The organism is Aestuariivirga sp. (assembly GCF_037139295.1).
In the GTDB taxonomy this organism is placed as follows: domain Bacteria; phylum Pseudomonadota; class Alphaproteobacteria; order Rhizobiales; family Aestuariivirgaceae; genus Aestuariivirga.
On sequence record NZ_JBAXGR010000006.1, the window covers coordinates 61,508 to 80,024 of the forward strand.

General features: G+C 65.1%; 19 protein-coding genes. 13 read left to right on the forward strand and 6 right to left on the reverse strand.

The window, feature by feature from the left end; all coding sequences use genetic code 11:
• Positions 1-47 precede the first annotated feature (47 nt).
• Both WCJ41_RS03595 and WCJ41_RS03600 read right to left on the reverse strand, forming a co-directional pair.
• Positions 48-968 carry a metallophosphoesterase gene (locus WCJ41_RS03595; RefSeq protein WP_336904461.1) on the reverse strand — a complete coding sequence of 307 codons (921 nt, stop codon included), beginning with the start codon at positions 966-968 and terminating at the stop codon, positions 48-50.
• 70 nt (positions 969-1,038) lie between these two features.
• Positions 1,039-2,181, reverse strand: a complete 1,143-nt coding sequence (locus WCJ41_RS03600) for a dATP pyrophosphohydrolase (protein ID WP_336904462.1) — start codon at positions 2,179-2,181, stop codon at positions 1,039-1,041.
• A 72-nt stretch (positions 2,182-2,253) separates the two neighbouring features.
• Here WCJ41_RS03600 and WCJ41_RS03605 point away from each other — a divergent pair, with 72 nt between their 5' ends.
• A complete protein-coding gene (locus WCJ41_RS03605; protein ID WP_336904463.1) occupies positions 2,254-2,733 on the forward strand; it encodes an NUDIX domain-containing protein in 480 nt (159 codons plus the stop codon).
• A 215-nt stretch (positions 2,734-2,948) separates the two neighbouring features.
• Positions 2,949-3,512, forward strand: a complete 564-nt coding sequence (locus WCJ41_RS03610) for an N-acetyltransferase (RefSeq protein WP_336904464.1) — start codon at positions 2,949-2,951, stop codon at positions 3,510-3,512.
• Here the strand turns inward: WCJ41_RS03610 and WCJ41_RS03615 are convergent.
• Genes WCJ41_RS03615 through WCJ41_RS03630 form a run of 4 tightly spaced genes read right to left on the reverse strand, consistent with a single transcriptional unit; the run spans position 3,453 to position 10,186 of the window.
• Positions 3,453-5,516, reverse strand: a complete 2,064-nt coding sequence (locus WCJ41_RS03615) for a hypothetical protein (RefSeq protein WP_336904465.1) — start codon at positions 5,514-5,516, stop codon at positions 3,453-3,455. The two genes, WCJ41_RS03610 and WCJ41_RS03615, sit on opposite strands and share 60 nt — an antisense overlap.
• Positions 5,513-8,308: a DUF4159 domain-containing protein gene (locus WCJ41_RS03620; protein WP_336904466.1), complete on the reverse strand. Its 2,796-nt coding sequence runs from the start codon at positions 8,306-8,308 to the stop codon at positions 5,513-5,515. The genes WCJ41_RS03615 and WCJ41_RS03620 overlap by 4 nt, the downstream gene beginning before the upstream one ends.
• On the reverse strand, positions 8,305-9,183 hold the full coding sequence (locus tag WCJ41_RS03625; protein ID WP_336904467.1) for a DUF58 domain-containing protein: 879 nt from the start codon (positions 9,181-9,183) through the stop codon (positions 8,305-8,307). The genes WCJ41_RS03620 and WCJ41_RS03625 overlap by 4 nt, the downstream gene beginning before the upstream one ends.
• 4 nt (positions 9,184-9,187) lie before the next feature.
• The gene (locus WCJ41_RS03630; protein ID WP_336904468.1) at positions 9,188-10,186 is read right to left on the reverse strand and encodes a MoxR family ATPase; all 999 of its coding nucleotides are present in this window, start codon (positions 10,184-10,186) and stop codon (positions 9,188-9,190) included.
• Positions 10,187-10,310: 124 nt separating this feature from the next.
• Between WCJ41_RS03630 and WCJ41_RS03635 the strand changes: the two genes are divergently transcribed.
• From WCJ41_RS03635 to WCJ41_RS03685, 11 genes are all read left to right on the forward strand, one after another.
• A complete protein-coding gene (locus WCJ41_RS03635; RefSeq protein WP_336904469.1) occupies positions 10,311-10,892 on the forward strand; it encodes a DUF1285 domain-containing protein in 582 nt (193 codons plus the stop codon).
• Between the two features lie 98 nt (positions 10,893-10,990).
• Entirely contained in the window at positions 10,991-11,518 is a 528-nt protein-coding gene (locus WCJ41_RS03640; RefSeq protein WP_336904470.1) for a CoA pyrophosphatase, read from the forward strand.
• A complete protein-coding gene (locus tag WCJ41_RS03645) occupies positions 11,515-12,696 on the forward strand; it encodes a CCA tRNA nucleotidyltransferase (RefSeq protein ID WP_336904471.1) in 1,182 nt (393 codons plus the stop codon). The genes WCJ41_RS03640 and WCJ41_RS03645 overlap by 4 nt, the downstream gene beginning before the upstream one ends.
• A 10-nt stretch (positions 12,697-12,706) precedes the next feature.
• Positions 12,707-13,078 (forward strand): cupin domain-containing protein, encoded by a 372-nt coding sequence (locus tag WCJ41_RS03650; RefSeq protein ID WP_336904472.1) that lies wholly within the window; start codon positions 12,707-12,709, stop codon positions 13,076-13,078.
• Positions 13,075-13,830, forward strand: a complete 756-nt coding sequence (locus WCJ41_RS03655) for an SDR family oxidoreductase (protein ID WP_336904473.1) — start codon at positions 13,075-13,077, stop codon at positions 13,828-13,830. The genes WCJ41_RS03650 and WCJ41_RS03655 overlap by 4 nt, the downstream gene beginning before the upstream one ends.
• On the forward strand, positions 13,830-14,228 hold the full coding sequence (gene folB / locus WCJ41_RS03660) for a dihydroneopterin aldolase (RefSeq protein ID WP_336904474.1): 399 nt from the start codon (positions 13,830-13,832) through the stop codon (positions 14,226-14,228). Before WCJ41_RS03655 ends, folB begins: the two co-directional genes overlap by 1 nt.
• A gap of 153 nt (positions 14,229-14,381) precedes the next feature.
• The gene (locus tag WCJ41_RS03665) at positions 14,382-14,876 is read left to right on the forward strand and encodes a BA14K family protein (protein ID WP_336904475.1); all 495 of its coding nucleotides are present in this window, start codon (positions 14,382-14,384) and stop codon (positions 14,874-14,876) included.
• A gap of 110 nt (positions 14,877-14,986) precedes the next feature.
• On the forward strand, positions 14,987-16,897 hold the full coding sequence (uvrC, locus tag WCJ41_RS03670; protein WP_336904476.1) for an excinuclease ABC subunit UvrC: 1,911 nt from the start codon (positions 14,987-14,989) through the stop codon (positions 16,895-16,897).
• A 5-nt stretch (positions 16,898-16,902) separates the two neighbouring features.
• The gene (pgsA, locus tag WCJ41_RS03675; protein ID WP_336904477.1) at positions 16,903-17,502 is read left to right on the forward strand and encodes a CDP-diacylglycerol--glycerol-3-phosphate 3-phosphatidyltransferase; all 600 of its coding nucleotides are present in this window, start codon (positions 16,903-16,905) and stop codon (positions 17,500-17,502) included.
• Complete coding sequence (gene moaD / locus WCJ41_RS03680; protein WP_336904478.1) at positions 17,502-17,753, forward strand: molybdopterin converting factor subunit 1; 252 nt, start codon at positions 17,502-17,504, stop codon at positions 17,751-17,753. The genes pgsA and moaD overlap by 1 nt, the downstream gene beginning before the upstream one ends.
• Positions 17,753-18,511: a pseudouridine synthase gene (locus WCJ41_RS03685; RefSeq protein ID WP_336904479.1), complete on the forward strand. Its 759-nt coding sequence runs from the start codon at positions 17,753-17,755 to the stop codon at positions 18,509-18,511. The genes moaD and WCJ41_RS03685 overlap by 1 nt, the downstream gene beginning before the upstream one ends.
• Positions 18,512-18,517 lie beyond the last annotated feature (6 nt).

The following is an 18,517-nucleotide window of genomic DNA, read 5'->3' on the forward strand; positions in this document are numbered from 1 at the left end:
CGGAAAGGAGAGATCGCTTTTGAGGGCGTAATCTAGCCAGCCCCCGCTCAGGAAGAAAGGGCGAATTCGGTCAGGGGCGCCACCTGGTGGCTGGCGGGATCATAGCTGCGGATCGACACGTCGATCAGCCATTTTCCGGACTGGCGCTGGATACGGTAGAGATTCCAGGCGGCCAGCGGGTGGTGATCGCCCACGGCAACGGACGCCGAGGGCACCCCCAGTACATGCACCGTGCCGAAGCGGGAATTGAGCGTATTCAGCATGTGTTCGTGGTTGTGGCCATGCAGCACCAGCTCGGCCCCGTGGGCTTCCAGCACCTCGCGCAGCTGTGGCGCGTCGAGCAGGGCCTTGCGCGGGCTGGCAAGGCCGGGAAGCGGGGGATGGTGGATCATCACCACCCGGGCATAGCCGCGCTCGCGCAGGTCCGAGAGCAGGCTGGCCAGAGACGTGAGCTGCGTGCGGCCGAGCTGACCGGAAGCCCTGTGCAGCGGTTGCGGCACCCCGGTGGCCAGCCCGATCAGCGCCACATTGCGGCGCAGCCGGACATAGGGGAACGGGGTGGCAATCTGCGGCGTTTCCTGGGTGAGCGGCACCCGCATGTCGCCCTGCATGTAGGGTTCGAGGTGAATGAGCCCGTGTTGCCATGCCATGCGTACGTAGCAGTCATGGTTTCCCGGCACGAAGCTGATCCAGTCCGGCGGACCGAAGGCCTGCATCCAGCGCGCCGCGGCCACGAACTCCGCGCGCGCGGCAACGTTCACGATGTCGCCCGTCAGCGCCACGTGGTCCGGCGCAGCGCGCGTGATGTCGGCGGCGATGGCCTGCGCCACGGCCGGGCTGTGCTGGCGATGGCGGCTGAGCCGCCAGTTCATCACGCCCAGTGCCCGCTTCAGGGCGAAGTGCCTGCTTGCCGCACCGGCAGGCAGGGGACCGAGATGAACATCTGAAAGATGGGCGAGCGTGAACACGAGGCTGTGCGGACTCTTGAATGACAACAAGCGGGCGTGGCAGAGCTTCGCTGCCTGACGCGCGTAGCGCCTAACCGATTAACTTCTCATAAATGCGATAGGTCTTGTAAGGCTTTCCGCCGAAGGTCTCGATCATGCGGCGCATCGGCATGTTGTCTTCGAGGATCCACGAGGCCTCGCCCTTGGTGGTGCCACGGCCCACGTGATAGTTGCGCACGCGGGCAATCACCGCCATGCCGAGCACTGCGCCCGCGGCGGTTCCGTGATATTTCCTGCGCAAGCCCATCAGCGGCATGCGGACCGATTTTGGCGGCTTGGCGAAAAGACTCCAGGCGAGCTTCGCCCAGCCGACGGGCAACAGCTTGCCATCGAGCCCGGCAATCCAGTCATTGATGTTGGGGAGCGTGATGGCCATTGCCGCTGGCTCGCCCTTGTATTCGGCGATGGCGATGTAATCGCCATTGACCAGCAGCTTCAGATTGTCGGCGAGGGCTGCCATCTCATCCTTGGTCCAGGGCACGAAGCCCCAGTTGTCCGACCATGCGTCGTTTGCGATGGAGACGACGACTTCGACTTCCTTGACGAGCTTCCGCTTGTTGAGGGGGCGCAGGACGACGTTCTTGTCGGACATGGCCTTTTCATAAGCAATTTGCAGGGGGCGCGGCGTATCACCCACAGAGAACAGATCGTAGGCGATCACGTCCTTCGCCTTGGCGAAGCCGGCCTCTTCCATGCGCTGGGCATAATAGGGGCGGGCGTGGCCCATCATCAGCGTCGGCGGCGTATCAAAGCCATCGATGAGAAGCCCCGTCTCGTCATTGATCGAGAAGCTGAAGGGACCCTGGATTGCCGTGGCGCCGCGCTGTTTCAGCCAGTCTGCCGCTGTATCCAGAAGCGCTGCAAAAACCTCAAGATCGTTTTCGGCTTCGAGAAATCCAAACTGGCCGACGCCATCCTGGTAGCGCTCGGTGCGCAGGCGGCAGAGCTGCGCCGAGATGCGCCCGACCGGCTTGTCACCACGGAAGGCGAGGAAGAGTTCGACCTCGGCATGCTTGAAATAGGGATTGCGCTTGGGATCGAGATGTTCGAGGCGCTCGAAATAGAGTGGCGCCACCCAGTTGGGATCGTCGGCATAAATCGCAAACGGAACATCGAGGAAAGCCCTGAGGTCTTCCTTGCCGCGTACCGGGCGAACGCTGACGGTCTGGGTCATGCTTACGGCTTAACAAGCGCGCCCGGAGAACTCAAGCTTGGCGAGAGAGTGGCCAAGGGCTAACCATCACGCATGTCATACAGCCTTAAAACGATGCTGTTCAGCGCCGCCAAGCCATTTCTGCGTGCGGTTTACCGGCAGACCCGCGGCATGACGCTGGGAACGCGCTCAATCGTGCTGAGGCATGACGGCACCGAGGTCCTCCTGGTGCGGCATGCTTACGCACCGGGGTGGCTGCTGCCGGGCGGTGGCGTGGAGCGTGGCGAGACACTGGTTGACGCCGCCCGGCGCGAATTGCGCGAGGAGGCCGGGATCGTGGCCGAGGAAGCACCGCAGCTTCACGCGATTTTCCTCAATGACGCGCAGTTCAGGGGCGACCATGTGGCCTGCTTCGTGGTGCGCCGCTTCCGCGAGGAGGGCTTCACACCCAATGCCGAGATCGCCGAGGCCCGATTCTTTGCGGTAGCAGACCTGCCGGAGGGAACAACTGCGGGCACCAGGCGGCGCATCGCCGAGGTTATTGGCGGCAATTCACCACCTGCCGTTTGGTAATTCTTTACTTAACCTTGACGTTCAGTCGCCTAGAAGCTATGCGCGAAACATGACCGCCATGGACCCGATCAGCCTGCGACGACGAGCCCGCGCCCTGCGCGGCAGCGCGCGCGCCTGAACGCGTTCCGGTCACCCCTTCGCACAACGCCGTTTCTGTCGTGTGCCCGGGGCCTCCGGACGCCCGTCCCGAAGCTCTGACTCCCGAGATCCTGCCAATGTGCGGCCCCATCCTCTGCGAAGACACCACCTCCAGCGACCACGATCCGATCGAGCACCTGCTCGACCTCGCCTTCGGCTCCGGCCGCCACAGCAAGACGTCCTACCGCCTGCGCGCGGGCAACCAGGCTGTTTCTGGCCTGTCGCTGGTGACGCGCGACAAGGGCGTGGGCCTCTCCGGAACCATCAGCTTCTGGCCCCTCGCCATCGGCGCGAAATCATCTCCCGCACTGTTGCTCGGCCCGCTCGCCGTCCATCCGGACCGCCAGGGGCTGGGGATCGGCCTCACCCTGATGCAGGAAGGCCTTACCCGGGCAAAGGCGCAGGGCCATGCGCTGGTGCTGCTGGTCGGTGATGAACCATATTACGCCAAGGTCGGCTTCGCCAGGCTGCCGGCAGGGCTGATCAGCCTGCCGGGACCAGTCGACCCCGCACGCTTCCTCTATCTGGAGCTTGAGCCCGGCGCCCTTCAGGGCGTCGAAGGCCTTGCACAGGTGCCGGGCTCAGCGGCCCTCGCGGTACCACATGCCGCCCAGAGCCAGCAGCAGCACTGCGAGGCTTAGCAGCGTCGCGAACAGCGGCGTGTCGGACACGGCCTGCACCCGGTAGCTGTCATTGGCACGCAAGCCGATCCAGCCCGAGCCTGCCATCTGGCGTCCGGCCGCGACCTTTACAACCTGCGGCATGCCGTCCTCAAGCCAGCTGGTGCTGCCGCCCGTGGCCTTGGCAACGGGCGAGAGGATCGCCGTCGTGGCCAGCAGGTTCGCCATTTCGCGTGCATCGCCATTGCCGGTGGCGGCAACCGACACGAGCTTGCCGTCGGCCAGCCGGTGGAGGCCGGCCTCGGTCACCGGCAGCGCGCCCTGGAAGCGGCCTGGCGACACTTCGCGCAGCGTAATGGTCTCTGTCTTGCCGGACGGCAGCGTGACTTCGACGGGTGCTGCGCTATCGGCCATGGTACGGCGCTCGATCACCAGGTCATTGCCCTGCTGCTTGCCGTTGAGTGCTTCTTCCTCGAGGTCCGGCTCCTTCATCAGCCAATGGGCCAGGCGGCGCAGCAGTTCGGTCTGCGGGCCGCCGCCCTCGAAGCCCCGGGCCCACAGCCAGCCCTGGTCCGAGAGCAGCTGTGCCACACGGCCCTGATCCTGGCGCGAGAGAACCAACAGTGGCTTGCCGTCCGGACCCGACATGACGGTTTCGCCGCCTGACGTCGTGGTGGTATCGACCAGGCGGAACCAGCGGCCCCAGCTGGGCGTGGCACCGCTCGAGTCGGGCAGGTCCTTGGTGACGGGGTGCTTCTTGCCCTGGCCGGTGAGCTCCGGCTTGAACGGCTTCTCGACCACCTCGCCCGTCGGGATCGCGGCCATGATGTCGGAGAGCGGTGTGGAATAGAGGCCATCCTCCGCCGCGAGATCAGGTCCGGATGCGATCAGCACCGCGCCGCCATTGCGCACATATTGCGCGATGTTGAACATATAGGCTTCGGGCAGCACCGACTGGCGGCGGTAGCGGTCGAAAATCACGAGGTCGAACTGGTCAAGTTTCTCGACGAAAAGTTCGCGCGTCGGGAAGGCGATGAGGGCCAGTTCCTTGGTCGGTGTTCCGTCCTGCTTCTCCGGGGGCCTGAGAATGGTGAAGTGCACGAGATCAACCGAGGCATCGGCCTTCAGCAGGTTGCGCCAGGTGCGCTCGCCAGGGTGTGGCTCGCCTGAGACCAGCAACACGCGCAACCGGTCGCGCACGCCCTCGATGACGGCAACCGCGCGGTTGTTCTGCAACGAGATCTCGCCGTCGAGCGGCGGCGCGGTGATCTCAACGATGTTCTGCCCGGCATGATCGACATTGACCGGCACCTCGACCGTCTGTCCGGGCGAGACGTCGATGGTGACGGGCGCAGCCCCACCCACGGCCACGCTCACCGGCACGGGCCGGCCGGGGCCGTTGGTTTCGTCGAGGTGGAAGGAAATGGTCTGCTCCTGGCCTACCATGCCGAAGCGCGGCGCCTTGTCGATGACGATCTGGCGGTCCTTCTGCGATTTCGTACCGCTGATAAGTGCGTGCAGTGGGCCGCCAATGCCGCTCTTCGCCGGGTCCTGCGGCGCGTCGTGCACCTGGCCGTCGGTGATCATCACGGCACCTGCGAAGCGCTCCGGCGGAATGTCGGCAAGTGCGCGGTTCAGCACCTCGAAGGCGCGCGTGCCCTCGTCCTCGTTGCTGGCATTCGACTTGACGTCGACTGTGCGAAGCTCGGTGTTGGGAAGTCGCGCTACGGCCTGCTTCAGCGCTTCGAGAGCGGCTTCGGTGCGCTTGGTGCGGTCGCCGCTCTGCTGGCTCAGGGATTGGTCGACGACGGCGACCGCGATGTCAGCCAGCGGCTGGCGGTCCTCATCACGGATCACCGGATTGGCAAGGGCCGCGAGAAGCAGCGCGAAGGACAACGCACGCAGCAGCGTACCGCGCGAACGGCCGATGGCGAGGCCCGCGAGCAGTGCCAGGCCCACAGCGGCAGCAAGGGCGATGGCGGCCCATGGCAGCACAGGCTCGAACGAGACGCTCCAGTCCATCATTGGCCCAGCCTGTCGAGAAGGTCGGGCACATGCACCTGGTCGGCCTTGTAGTTGCCGGTCAGCGCATACATGACGATGTTGATGCCGGTGCGGAAGGCGAATTCACGCTGGCGGTCGGTGCCCGGCACCGAGGCATAGACCGGGTCGCCGTTCAGATCCATGGCCCAGGCCGCGGCATAGTCATTGGAGCCGATGATGATGCCGCTCACGCCGTCGGTATTGCCGGTGGTGGCGCCCTCGCTGTCGGAGCGTTCGACCCAGAGCTTGCCGCCGTCGTAGCGGCCGGGGAAGCGGTCGAGCAGGTAGAAGCTCTTGGTCAGCACATGCGATGGCGGCACGGCTTCGAGCGGCGGAATGTCGAGTTTTTCCAGAATGCGGCGCAGCGCTTCTGACGATGCCGTAGCGCCGCCAGCCAGCGCGTCAGTGGTGGCGCCGTCCTCGCGCAGGTCGAAGAAGATGGTGCCGCCACCCTTCATGTAGGCATCCATCTTGGCGAGCGCCGTGTCGGAGGGCACGGTGGCCTCCGGCCGTACGGGCCAATAGAGCAGCGGGAAGAAGACGAGTTCGTCCTTCTCGATGTTGATGCCTGTCGGATCGCCGACATTGACGGAGGTTCGCTCGCGCAGCATTTCGCCGAGGCCCTTGAGCCCTTCCTCGCTGATCCCGTCGATCTCTGCATCGCCCGTCTTCACGAAGGCCAGCCGCGTCTCCAGCGCATTCTGCATGGCGAAGTCATCGGTGGCTTGGGCGTGCACCGGAAGTGGCTGCCACGTGGCCATGAGGGCGATTGCCATCAGGCCCGCCGCCACAGCGCGGCGCTGACGCATGCGCATCATGCCGCCGCCGAGGAACAGGGCTGCACAGCAGTCGGCAAGGAAGGCCAGCATAGCGAGCGCAAAGGCATAAGGTGCGAGCGGCAACGCCGGCATCGGTGCCAGGTCGCGCTGGGCGATGCCGGCGGGAAGGGCGGTGATGGTGGTAAGCGACATACCGTCATGGGTGATGTTGATCGAGCGTTCCTGTTCGCCGCGGCGGTAAAGGCCGGGTGGTGTTGCGGGTGTGACGCGAACCTTGTCGATCTGGGATGCCGGAATGGGCTGAATGTCAGGCGAGGGGCTGGTGAGTTCGCCGAAGCCGTCGAGCGCCATGAACGGGGCATAGGCCTGTGCATCGGTTGCCGAAGCGCTGACCTTCACGCCGCTGCCTGCGGCCGGAGCAAGGTCGAGCACGCGGCGTAGCATTTCGACGAACAGGCCGGAGACCGGAAGGTTCGACCAGTCGGCATTGGCAGTGACGTGGAACAGCACGATCAGGCCCTTGCCATCCTTCTTGGCGGTGACCAGCGGCGTGCCGTCACCGAGGCTCGCCCACACCTTGCCGGGAAGATCGGAATCGGGCTCGGCCAGCACCTGACGGGTCACTGTCACGGAGGGGTCGGGTGCAAGGCCTGCGAAAGGGCTCGTCTCGGGAAAGGGCTGCATCGGCTGTGGAGTTTCCCAGCTCAGCGCGCTGCCGAGCGAACGGTCGCCTTCGCGCAGCGTCACCGGCACGAGGCCATCTTGCGCGCCGGCAAAGCGTGGGCCGGCGAAGCGCAACAATACGCCGCCATTGGCAACCCAGCGCGCGATCATCTCCTGCTGCTCACCCGGCAGCACGCCGATGTCGGCCAGCACCAGCATGGACAGACCCTGGTCGAGCAGGTTCTTGAGAGCCGCGGTGTCCTCGGGCTGGCTCACCTCGGCATAAGGATCGATGGCGCGGGAGACATAATAGAGCGGGGCCAGCAGCGGTTCCGCCATTTCGGAAGTCGTGCCGGACATCAGGCCCACGGTCTTGCGCCGCCAGCGGTCATCCATCAGGAAGACGGCCGCTGCATTGCGCTCGTCCTTCACTGCAATGCGGCCCACTTCGTTGCGCAGCTCGACGGGAAGTTCGATCGTGCCTGTGGCGGATGTGGCGCCGGCCGCGAAGTTGAGCTTCACGTCGCCGAAGCTGCGGCCATTGCCGGCCGTGGCGGCGACTGGCACCGACTGTGCCGCGCCACCGGCTGTGCGCAGCACGGTGACATTGATGTTGCCGCCCTCGAAGCGCGGCGTGGCGAGTGCGAGGGGAAGCTGTGCGCTGTTGGGAACGATCGCCTCGACAGACGCAGATCCCTTGGCCAGCTTCTGCAATCCGGCTGCGAAGTCCTTCGCCTTGCCATCGTCAATGCCGTCGGCGAGCCAGATCACCCGCAGCGCGTCCTGCTGGCCGAAGGCGGTGTCGAGGCGCGTGAGCAAGCCGGGGCGATCCGGGTCGAAGGCGCGCGGCATCAGCGCGGCGGCGCGCGGCTTGATGTCGGCGGCGGCCCTGGGTTCCAGCGCCTGCGGGCGGAGTTCCGGTGTCGACGTGGCCAGTGTCACCGGCGCGCCACCAGCCGCTGCATTGTCGAGGATTTCAGAGATGACGTCGAGGCGCTGGTTCCAGTCCTTCGCGGCAGCCCAGCTGTCATCGACGACGAGCAGCACCGGCGTCTTCGTCAGTGCACCAATGCGACCGGGTGCATAGAGCGGCTGCGACACGCCGATGATGACGAGCGCGGTAAGTGCAAGACGCAGCAGCAGCAGCCACCACGGCGTCTTGTCCGGCTGTTCCTCACGGTTCCTCAATCCCAGCAGCAGGCGGATTGCGGGGAAGCGCACCGTTTCGGGGCGTGGTGGCGTGAAGCGCAGCAGCCACCAGATCACCGGCAGCAGCAGCAGCGCGGCAAGCGCCAGTGGTGTCGTGAAGGTGAGGGCGCTCAGAAAGTTCATCGCGCCGCCTCGCCGGAGATCAGCGCATGCAGTGAAAGCAGCGCGCCTGTTGGCGATTCATCTGTGCGGTGGATCACGAAGCTCCAGCCGATGCGGCGGCACAGGTCCTTCAGCGCGACGCGGTGCTCGGCAAGCTTCTCCGCATAGGCCCCGCGCAGGGTCTCCGCCTTGGAAGAGAGGAACTTGAGCGGCCCTGCCATCTCGTGGAATTCAACGCGGCCAGCATAGGGCAGGGTTTCCTCTGCCGGGTCGACCACCTGTATGAGGTGACCCTTCACGCCCGCTTCGGCGAGCGGGGTGATGGCGCGCGCGATGTCCTCCGGCGCTTCGAAAAAGTCACTCGCCAGCACGGCGCCCGAGAAGCGCGGCATGCGGGTGAAGCTCGGAAGGGCGGAACCTTCGGCCTTCATGAACCACGAGGCTAACTTCACCAGCTGCGCCCGCGTGTGGTCAGGCGCGTAGGGCGAGCCCAGCGCACTTACGCGCTCATTGGCGCGCACCGCGAGCGAGGCGATGGCCAGCATCAGCAGTTGCGCGCGGTCGCGCTTGGTCACCTGCGCCAGATGCGACTTGAAGGTCATGGAGATCGCGGGTGATGACCAGACCCACAGCGTGTTGGCCGCCTCCCACTCGTTCTCGCGGATGTAGACGCGGTCGGAGCGGGCGGACTTGTGCCAGTCGATGCGCTGCGTGGAATCGCCGAAGCTGTAGGGCCGGTACTGCCAGAAGGATTCTCCGGGGCCGGCGCGCTTTCGGCCGTGCTCGCCCAAGATCAACGTCGCGGCGATGCGCTCCGCCTCCACCAGAAGCGGTGGCAGCGCGCGGGACTGTGCCGCGGCGCGGTCGGCAAGGGTGAGGGCGTTGGCGGTGGACATCAGCTCAGGCGATGAGGCCGGAGAGCCGCTCGATGGTGCCGTCGATCGTGTGGCCATCGGCGCGCGCCGTGAAATTCAGCGCCATGCGGTGGCGGAACACCGGGCCCATCAGCGCCTGCACGTCGTCGAGCGACGGCGACAGGCGGCCCTGCAGCATCGCGCGGGCGCGGGCGCCCAGCATCAGCGCCTGCGAAGCGCGCGGCGAGGGGCCCCAGGCAACGTTGCGGTTGACGAAATCATCGGCGTCGGGACCGGGGCGCGCGGCGCGGACAACGCGCAGGATGGCTTCCGCCACCTGCTCGCCCACCGGGATCATGCGGGTGAGGCGCTGGGCGTTCATCAGCTCGGTTGTCGACAGCACCGTCTCGGCGTCCGCTTCCGCGGCACCGGTGGTGGCGAACAGCATGCGCCGCTCGGCATCGAGCGAGGGGTAGGGCACGTCGATCTGCACGAGGAAGCGGTCGAGCTGGGCCTCGGGCAGCGGGTAGGTGCCCTCCTGCTCGATCGGGTTCTGCGTGGCCAGCACGTGGAAGGGGCGCGGCAGGTCATGGCGCTGGCCGGCCACCGTCACGTGATGCTCCTGCATGGCCTGAAGAAGCGCTGACTGGGTCCGCGGCGAGGCGCGGTTGATTTCATCCGCCATCATCAGCTGGCAGAACACGGGGCCCTGCAGGAAGCGGAACTGCCGCCTGCCGCCTTCCACCTCGTCCAGCACCTCGGAGCCGATGATGTCGGCCGGCATCAGGTCGGGGGTGAACTGCACGCGCTTTTCATTGAGGCCGAGCACGCGGCCCAGCGTGGTGGCGAGCTTGGTCTTGGCAAGGCCGGGGGCGCCCACCAGCAGGGCATGGCCGCCGCCGAGGATGGCGATCAGCACCTGTTCCACCACCTCGTCCTGCCCGAAGATCACCCGGCCGATGGCGGCCCGGGCCTTGCCCAGCCGTTCGGCCGAGGCCTCGAGGTCCGAGATGATCTGGTGGTCTGCTTCGTTGATGCTGGCCATTGCACTCACTATCGTATGGAGGACACCCTGCCGGGAATCCGCTCAATTGATTTCATCCTTGCAGACCGAGAATGGCCTAAAAGAGGCGGGAAGGACAGTCCGACTCAACTGTAATGACGGGAAAATGAACACGGATCAGCGAGATGCGAGCAACCCCCTGAAAGGGCTGGGAGAGGCCCGGAAGGCCAAGGGACCGCCGCCGGTGCATTTGTGGAATCCGCCATTCTGCGGCGACATCGACATGCGCATCGCCCAGGACGGCACCTGGTTCTACATGAACTCGCCGATCGGGCGAAAACCGCTGGTCCAGCTCTTCGCCTCGGTGCTGCGGCTTGATGCGGACGGGAAATACTACCTCGTCACGCCAGTGGAAAAGGTCGGCATCCGGGTCGATGACGCGCCCTTCACTGCGATCCGCATGCGGGTCGAGGGCGAGGGGAAGGCGCAGGTCCTGCATTTCGAAACCAATGTCGACGACGAGGTGACGGTCGACGAGGCCCATCCGCTGCGCTTTGCCGAGGAAGAGGGCACTGGCGGGCTCAAGCCCTATCTCATGGTGCGCGCCGGGCTCGAGGCGCTGGTCAGCCGCGCCCTGTTCTATGACCTCGCCGCCGCGGGCAAGGTGGAGGACGGCTGGTTCGGCGTCTGGTCGTCGGGCCGCTTCTACCCCATGCAGAAGGCCACCGAGATAGGGATCGCCTCCTGAGCCGCATCGACGAGGCGGATTTCCGGACGCGGGCTGCCAGCCGGCTTCATGCCGCGCCACCGCTTGTCCACAGTTTCAGCGACGATGACCTCAACCCCATGGCGCGGATGATCCCCGAGAACGAGGCGCCCAAGCCCGCCGCCGTGCTGGTGCCGCTGGTGCCGCGCGAACATGGGCTGAGCCTGCTGCTCACCGAGCGCCAGCCGCATTTGCGCCGCCATGCCGGGCAGATCGCATTCCCCGGCGGGCGGATCGACGACACGGACAGCGATGCCGTGGCCGCTGCCCTGCGCGAGACGCAGGAAGAGACGGGCATCGCGCCGTCCTTCGTGGAGCCCCTGGGCTACCTCGACACCTACCTCACCTCCACCAACTATCGCGTGGTGCCGGTGGTGGCGCTGGTTCGCCCGGGTTTCACCGTGGTGCCGGAGGTGGCCGAGGTGAAGGACGTCTTCGAGGTGCCGCTGGCCTTCCTGATGGACCCCGCGCATCATGAACGCCATACGCGGGACTGGCAGGGCCACACCCGCTATTATTATGCGATGCCGTGGAAGGAGCGTTATATCTGGGGCGCCACCGCTGGCATGATCCGCAACCTCTATCGCCTGATGTACGAACCGACATGACCAAGCTTCCTACCCTCGCCACTGAGGCGTGGCTCACCGCGCCCGCGCTGCAGCGCCTGTTCGCCACGCTGGCGGCCGCAGGCGGCGAGGGTCGCGCGGCGGGTGGTGCGGTGCGCAATGCGCTGCTGGGCGAGAAGGTGACGGAAGTCGACGTTGCCACCACGCTGTCGCCCGAGCTGGTGACGGCAGCCTGCGCTGCCGTTGGCATGAAGGTTCATCCCACCGGCATCGAGCATGGCACGGTGACGGTCGTCGTCGATCATCATCCCTTCGAAGTCACCACGCTGCGCCATGACGTCGAGACCGACGGCCGCCGCGCCAAGGTGAAGTTCACCGACGACTGGGAAGCCGATGCGCAGCGGCGCGACTTCACCATGAACGCGATCTACTGCGATGCGCGTGGCACGATCTATGATTTCGTCAATGGCTGGCCCGACGTGCAGCGCCGCCGCGTGGTCTTCGTCGGCGATCCGGAAAGCCGCATCACCGAGGACTACCTGCGCATCCTGCGCTTCTTCCGCTTCCATGCGCGCTATGGCCATGGCGCGCCCGATGCAGCGGGGCTTGCCGCCTGTACCCGCATGAAGGCAGGCCTCGACGGCCTCTCGGCGGAGCGCATCCGGCAGGAGATGTTCAAGCTGATGGCGGCACCGGGCGCCGTCGAGACGCTGAAGCTGATGGCGGGACACGGCATCCTGTCGAAGCTTCTTCCGTATACGGATGACTTGCGCGTGCTGGAACGCTTGCCGCCGGACCCGTTGCTGCGGCTCGCCGTGCTGGCGCAGGACCCGCTGTCGATGCCGGAGCGCTGGCGCCTGTCGAACCATGAGGCAAGGCGCCTCGCCGCCATCGTGTCGCTCATGCCGCCGTCGCCGGCGCTTCGGCCGCAGGAGCAGCGCATCATGCTCTACCAGCACGGGGCGGAAGCCTGGCGCGATCTCGTGCGCGTTGCCTGGGCCCGCTCGGAAGCACCGCTCGACGACGCTGGGTGGAGGGATCTTCTTGAGCTGCCGGACCGTTGGCCCATACCGGCGCTTCCGGTCTCGGGGCGCGATCTTCTTTCAACGGGCATGAGCCCCGGACCGGAAATCGGCGTAGTGTTAAAGAAGCTCGAGGACTGGTGGTTGGCGTCCGACTTCCAGCCCACCCGCGACGAATTGCTGAAACGACTGACATAGAGGGACACCCATGGCCGACATTCTGGTGATGAAGAGCAAGGGCAAGCATTCTCCGAAGCCCGAGAAGGGCAAGCCCGACGCGGAAAAGCTCATCAAGGGCAAGTACCGCACCACGACCTGGAACCACTTCACCGGCGAGGATGACCGCCTCTATTGCGGCATCTGGGAATCGACACCCGGCAAGGTGAAGGTCGACTATTCAGAGTGGGAGTTCTGCCACTTCATCGAGGGCAAGGCCATTCTGACCAATGACGAGGGCAAGTCCTGGACGCTGAAGAAGGGCGATGCCTTCATCATCCCTGCAGGCTTCAAGGGCACATGGGAAACGGTGAAGAAGGTGAAGAAGCACTACGTCATCCTGATGCCGAAGCCCGCCGCATGAAGAAATCGGTTCTCGTCACGGGCTCGGCCAAGCGCATTGGCCGAAGGCTGGCGCTCGACCTCGCCAAGGATGGCTGGGACGTGGCCGTCCACTGCAATGCCTCGCTTGCCGAGGCGGAGGAGGTGGCCACCTTCATCCGCAATATCGGCCAGCGCGCCGTCATTGTGCGCGGTGACCTTTCCGAGATCGACGTGCCAGACCGGCTGGTGGCGGAAGCCTCCGCAGGCCTGGGCGGCCTCACCTGCCTCATCAACAATGCCTCGCTGTTCGAGCCGGACGAGGTGGGCTCCATCACCAAGGAAAGCTGGGCCGCACACCTCGATACGAACCTGCGCGCTCCGGTGTTTCTCTCCCAGGCCTTCGCGAAGCAATTGCCGGAGGGCGAGGAAGGCAACATCATCTCGATCATCGACCAGCGCGTGTGGAAGCTGAACCCCAGGTTCTTCTCCTACACCACGTCGAAGTCGGGGTTGTGGACCGCCACCCGCACGCTGGCCCAGGCGTTGGCGCCCAATATCCGCGTCAATGCCATCGGGCCCGGCCCCGCACTTCCCTCTGCCCGCATGGACCAGGCGGAGTTCGACAAACAGGCCAAGCTGACGCTTCTGGGCCGGGGCACGTCGCCGGCGGAGATTTCCGGCGCCATCAAATTCATATTGTCACAACCGTCGCTGACTGGGCAGATGATCGCGCTGGACGGCGGTCAGCATCTGGTCTGGCAAACGCCGGACGTCGTCGAGGTGAATGAATAATGAAGAAGCCGATGATCAGCCACCACGTGGCGAGCGCCGCCTCGGGCTTGCGCCATGTTTTCGTGCGCGACCTAGACCTGATGGCGCTGATCGGCATCTATGACCACGAGAAGACTGACCCGCAACGCATCATCGTGAACATCGATCTTTCGGTCAGCGAAGGCGATGGCCCGCAGGCCGATGACATCGGCCATGTGGTGTCCTACGAGATCGTGGTGAAGAAGGTCGAGCAGATCATCGCCGATGGCCACATCAACCTGGTCGAGACTCTGTGCGAAAAGATCGCCGCCTCCTGCCTCAAGGACAAGCGCGTGATGGCGGCGCGCGTGCGCGTCGAAAAACCCGACATCATCAAGAACGCCCGCAGCGTTGGCGTCGAGATCGAACGCCAGAGGTAGGCCATTTTCTGGCCGCCTAACAGAAAGTGCCACAACACGCGCAATGGTTGTGATCTGGCGTCATGGATCGCGATTGGTACCGCTCCCTGTTGAACGGACCGTCACAACGTGCTTTTTCATCGGAAGAGCAGACATTCAGGGAGGGCACTGCATATGTTGAGAGCAAGTTTCGTCATGCTTCTGGCGCTTGTCTCGGGGATCATCGGATATTCGGCGTCGGAGGCATCAGCCTTCCCGGGCCAGATCAACGTGGCTCTTGAGACCGCGGCCACCGCGCAGCCGATCATCAACGTGAGGGCCTCGGGCGGCCGTGGCGGCTATCACGGCGGCCGCAACTACAATCGGCCCGTCTACCGTCACGGCTACCACCCCAATTTCCGTCCGGGCTACTACAACGGCTATCGCGGGCCGCACTGCCGGACGTGGAGCAACTCCTGCCGCTTCTATTACAATGGCTGGTACTACAACAGCCCGTGGTGGACGGTTCCCGTGATCGGTGCCGGCGTGGTGGCGCTCACCAATGGCAATGGCAGTGGCAACCGCCACAAGGCCTGGTGCGCGGGTCGGTACAAGTCCTACAATGCCAAGACGAACACCTATGTCTCGAGCAACGGCAAGCTGAAGCAGTGCAATAGCCCCTATGATTGAGGGTCTGGCAAAGACATGACCTCGACGCCGGCGTCCCCAGGGACGCCGGTTTTTTGTTGCGGCAGGGTTACGCCTTCCCCACCTGAGGGGCACGCATGTAAGAGAGCCAGATGACGTCCGAACCTTCCCAGGCCCCCGATGAGTCGCCCGTCCCTGACGGGCGGGGAGCCGACCTCATCCGCGATTTCGTGTCCAGGCTTCCGGCCAAGCCCGGCGTCTACCGCATGTATGATGCCAAGGGCGACGTCATATACGTCGGCAAGGCGCGCAACCTCAAGAGCCGCGTGTCGAACTACACCCGCGTCTGGGGCCACACGGCGCGCATCGCCACCATGATCTCGCTCACCGCCAACATGGAGTTCGTGACGACCTCCACCGAGGCCGAGGCGCTGCTGCTCGAAGCCAACCTCATCAAGAAGCTGAAGCCGCGTTTCAACGTCATCCTGCGTGACGACAAGTCCTTCCCCTATATCCTCATCGCGAGGGATCATGACGTGGCGCAGCTGGTGAAGCACCGGGGTGCCCGCAACAGGAAGGGCAGCTATTTTGGCCCCTTCGCGTCTGCCGGTGCGGTGAACCGCGCCATCAACACGCTGCAGAAGGCCTTCCTGCTGCGCACCTGCACCGACAGCACCTATGCCAACCGCACGCGTCCATGCCTGCTCTACCAGATCAAGCGCTGCGCGGCCCCTTGCGTGAACTACATCGCGGCGGATGCCTATGGCGAGCTCGCCAAGGAAGCCGAAGCTTTCCTCAACGGCAAGAGTCAGGTGGTGAAGGCCGAGCTCGCGAAGCAGATGGACGACGCCGCCGAGAACCTCGATTTCGAGCGCGCCGCTTCCTATCGCGACCGCATCCAGGCCATGAGCTTCGTCACCCAGACGCAGGGCATCAACCCGCAAGGGTTTGAGGAGGCGGATGTCTTCGGGCTGTTCCAGGAAGGCGGGCAGACCTGCATCCAGGTGTTCTTCTTCCGCTCCTTCCAGAACTGGGGCAACCGCGCCTATTACCCGAAGGCCGACAGGAGCCACGAGTCGCCTGAGATCATGGCCTCCTTCCTTGCCCAGTTCTATGACGACAAGCCCATCCCCGATCTCGTGCTGCTGTCGCATGACGTGGAGGAGCGCGAATTGCTGGAGGAAGCCCTCTCCACCCATGCCGGCCGCAAGATCGAAGTGGCGGTGCCGCAGCGCGGCGAGAAGAAGGGCCTCGTCGAGCATGCCGTCACCAACGCGCGTGAGGCGCTTGGCCGCCGCATGGCCGAGACTTCGTCGCAGGCGAAGCTGCTCGAAGGCGTGCAGAAGGCGTTCGACCTGCCCGAGGTGCCGCGCCGCATCGAGGTCTATGACAACTCGCATATCCAGGGCACCAACCCGGTGGGCGGCATGATCGTGGCGGGGCCCGATGGCTTCATCAAGTCGCAGTACCGCAAGTTCAACATCCAATCGGAAGAGATCGGGTCTGACGACTTCGCCATGATGCGCGAAGTGCTCACACGCCGCTTCAGCCGCCTGCTGAAGGAACAGGGCGGGGCGCGCGGCGAGGAACAGGCCAAGGACGTGCAGGCCTGGCCGGACCTCGTGTTGATCGACGGCGGCCAGGGCCAGCTGTCGGCTGCCAAGGCGGTGCTGGATGAGCTCGGCCTGTCTGACCTGCCCGTGGCGGGCGTGGCCAAGGGGCCGGATCGCGACGCGGGCCGCGAACACTTCTACGTGACGGGACGGGCGTCCTTCATGCTCGAGGCAAGGGATCCCGTGCTCTATTACATCCAGCGATTGCGCGACGAGGCGCACCGCTTTGCAATCGGTTCTCACCGGGCCCGGCGCTCCAGGGCCATCGGGGTCAACCCGCTGGACGAGGTGGCGGGCATAGGGCCCTTGCGCAAGAAAGCCTTGCTGCAGGCCTTCGGTTCGGCCAAAGCAGTGTCACGTGCAAGCGTCACCGACCTTGCCGCGGTGGAAGGTGTCAGCCATGCGTTGGCACAGGCTATTTACGACCACTTCCACGACAGTGCAGAATGAGCGGCATGATGAATCAGACGGATGCAGGCAAGGCGGCGAAGTATTCGAAGGTGTGGAACCTTCCGAACATGCTCACCTATGGCCGCATCGTGGCGGTGCCTGTGGTGGCCGCGCTGCTGCTGTGGGGTGGCAACGAGGCGCGCTGGGCGGCTCTCATCGTCTATGTGCTGGCCGCCATCAGCGACTTCTTCGATGGCTATCTTGCGCGGCGCTGGCAGCAGCAGTCCTCGCTCGGCCGCATGCTGGACCCGATCGCCGACAAGGTGCTGGTCGCCGTCGTGCTGCTCGTGCTCTGCGCGGACGACATCCTGCGCGGTGGCCACATCTGGGCCGCCATCATCATCCTGTCGCGCGAAGTTCTGGTCTCCGGCCTTCGCGAATATCTGGGCGAGCTTCAAGTCTCGGTGCCGGTTACCAAGATCGCCAAGTGGAAGACCGCCGTGCAGATGATCGCCATCGGATTCCTCATCGCGGGTCCTGCGGGCGACACGGTGATCCCGCACACCACCATCGTGGGCATCGCCATGCTGTGGGTTGCCGCAGCGCTTACGCTCTATACCGGCTATGATTATTTCCGCGCCGGCATCCGGCACGTCGTCGACTGATGAAGATCCTGTATTTCGCCCGCATCCGGCAGATCGCCGGCAAGAGCTCGGAGGAGGTGGATGTTCCTGCCTCCATCGCCACGGTGGCTGATCTCATCGATCATTTGAGCGCGCGCGACGAAGCCGTTGCCGCAGCGCTTGCAGAACGCCGCACGCTGCGCGCCGCAGTGGACCAGAACCACGTGGCGCTCGATGCCTCCGTCGCGGGAGCACGCGAGGTCGCTTTCTTCCCGCCTGTCACGGGCGGCTGATGCGCCTCAACGTCTATCTCCAGAAGGCCGGTGCGGGTTCGCGCCGCGAGGCGGAGCGGCTGGTGGCCGATGGCCGCGTCAGCGTCAACGGCGTCACGGCACTCCCCACCACGCCGGTGGAGGAGGGCGACACCGTCCTGATCGATGGCAGGCCGGTCACGCCCGAGACCAAGCCATTGCCGCGACTCTTCCTGCTGCACAAGCCGGATGACGTGCTGGTCACCCACCGCGATCACAAGAACCGCCCGACCATCTTCGATCTGCCCTCGCTCAATCCGCCCGCTTGGCCGTCGTCGAACCCGCGCATCATGAATGTGGGGCGGCTGGACGTGAACAGCGAGGGACTGCTGGTTCTCTCCTCCGATGGTCCTCTCGCCCAGGCGATGATGAGCCCGGAGATGGCCCTGTCGCGGCTTTACCGTGTGCGCGTGCGCGGCCAGTTGAAGCCTGAGGAGATCGATGCCATTGCCCAGGGCGTCACCATCGACGGCGTGGACTATCGTGGTGCGGAGTTCGTCGAGGAATATGGCCAGGGCGAGCGCGCCAACCGCTGGTACCGCTGCGTGCTCACAGAAGGCAAGAACCGCGAGATCCGCAAGCTCTTCGACCATTTTGGCTGCGTGGTGAACCGCCTCGTTAGGCTGCAATATGGCCCCTTCTCGCTGGGCGACATGCATCCCGGTGACGTGCGCGAGGTTCCTGCCGCGCAGGTGAAGGAGCTGATGGACTTCCTCGAGAAGAAGGGCGCGAAGCTCTAGCTCCGC

Coding starts and splice junctions, on each gene's coding strand:
- WCJ41_RS03600 (WP_336904462.1), bottom strand. CDS start 2,181: ATGACCCAGACCGTCAGCGTTCGCCCGGTACGCGGCAAGGAAGACCTC.
- WCJ41_RS03605 (WP_336904463.1), top strand. CDS start 2,254: ATGTCATACAGCCTTAAAACGATGCTGTTCAGCGCCGCCAAGCCATTT.
- WCJ41_RS03610 (WP_336904464.1), top strand. CDS start 2,949: ATGTGCGGCCCCATCCTCTGCGAAGACACCACCTCCAGCGACCACGAT.
- WCJ41_RS03615 (WP_336904465.1), bottom strand. CDS start 5,516: ATGATGGACTGGAGCGTCTCGTTCGAGCCTGTGCTGCCATGGGCCGCC.
- WCJ41_RS03620 (WP_336904466.1), bottom strand. CDS start 8,308: ATGAACTTTCTGAGCGCCCTCACCTTCACGACACCACTGGCGCTTGCC.
- WCJ41_RS03625 (WP_336904467.1), bottom strand. CDS start 9,183: ATGTCCACCGCCAACGCCCTCACCCTTGCCGACCGCGCCGCGGCACAG.
- WCJ41_RS03630 (WP_336904468.1), bottom strand. CDS start 10,186: ATGGCCAGCATCAACGAAGCAGACCACCAGATCATCTCGGACCTCGAG.
- WCJ41_RS03635 (WP_336904469.1), top strand. CDS start 10,311: ATGAACACGGATCAGCGAGATGCGAGCAACCCCCTGAAAGGGCTGGGA.
- WCJ41_RS03640 (WP_336904470.1), top strand. CDS start 10,991: ATGGCGCGGATGATCCCCGAGAACGAGGCGCCCAAGCCCGCCGCCGTG.
- WCJ41_RS03645 (WP_336904471.1), top strand. CDS start 11,515: ATGACCAAGCTTCCTACCCTCGCCACTGAGGCGTGGCTCACCGCGCCC.
- WCJ41_RS03650 (WP_336904472.1), top strand. CDS start 12,707: ATGGCCGACATTCTGGTGATGAAGAGCAAGGGCAAGCATTCTCCGAAG.
- WCJ41_RS03655 (WP_336904473.1), top strand. CDS start 13,075: ATGAAGAAATCGGTTCTCGTCACGGGCTCGGCCAAGCGCATTGGCCGA.
- folB (WP_336904474.1), top strand. CDS start 13,830: ATGAAGAAGCCGATGATCAGCCACCACGTGGCGAGCGCCGCCTCGGGC.
- WCJ41_RS03665 (WP_336904475.1), top strand. CDS start 14,382: ATGTTGAGAGCAAGTTTCGTCATGCTTCTGGCGCTTGTCTCGGGGATC.
- uvrC (WP_336904476.1), top strand. CDS start 14,987: ATGACGTCCGAACCTTCCCAGGCCCCCGATGAGTCGCCCGTCCCTGAC.
- pgsA (WP_336904477.1), top strand. CDS start 16,903: ATGATGAATCAGACGGATGCAGGCAAGGCGGCGAAGTATTCGAAGGTG.
- moaD (WP_336904478.1), top strand. CDS start 17,502: ATGAAGATCCTGTATTTCGCCCGCATCCGGCAGATCGCCGGCAAGAGC.
- WCJ41_RS03685 (WP_336904479.1), top strand. CDS start 17,753: ATGCGCCTCAACGTCTATCTCCAGAAGGCCGGTGCGGGTTCGCGCCGC.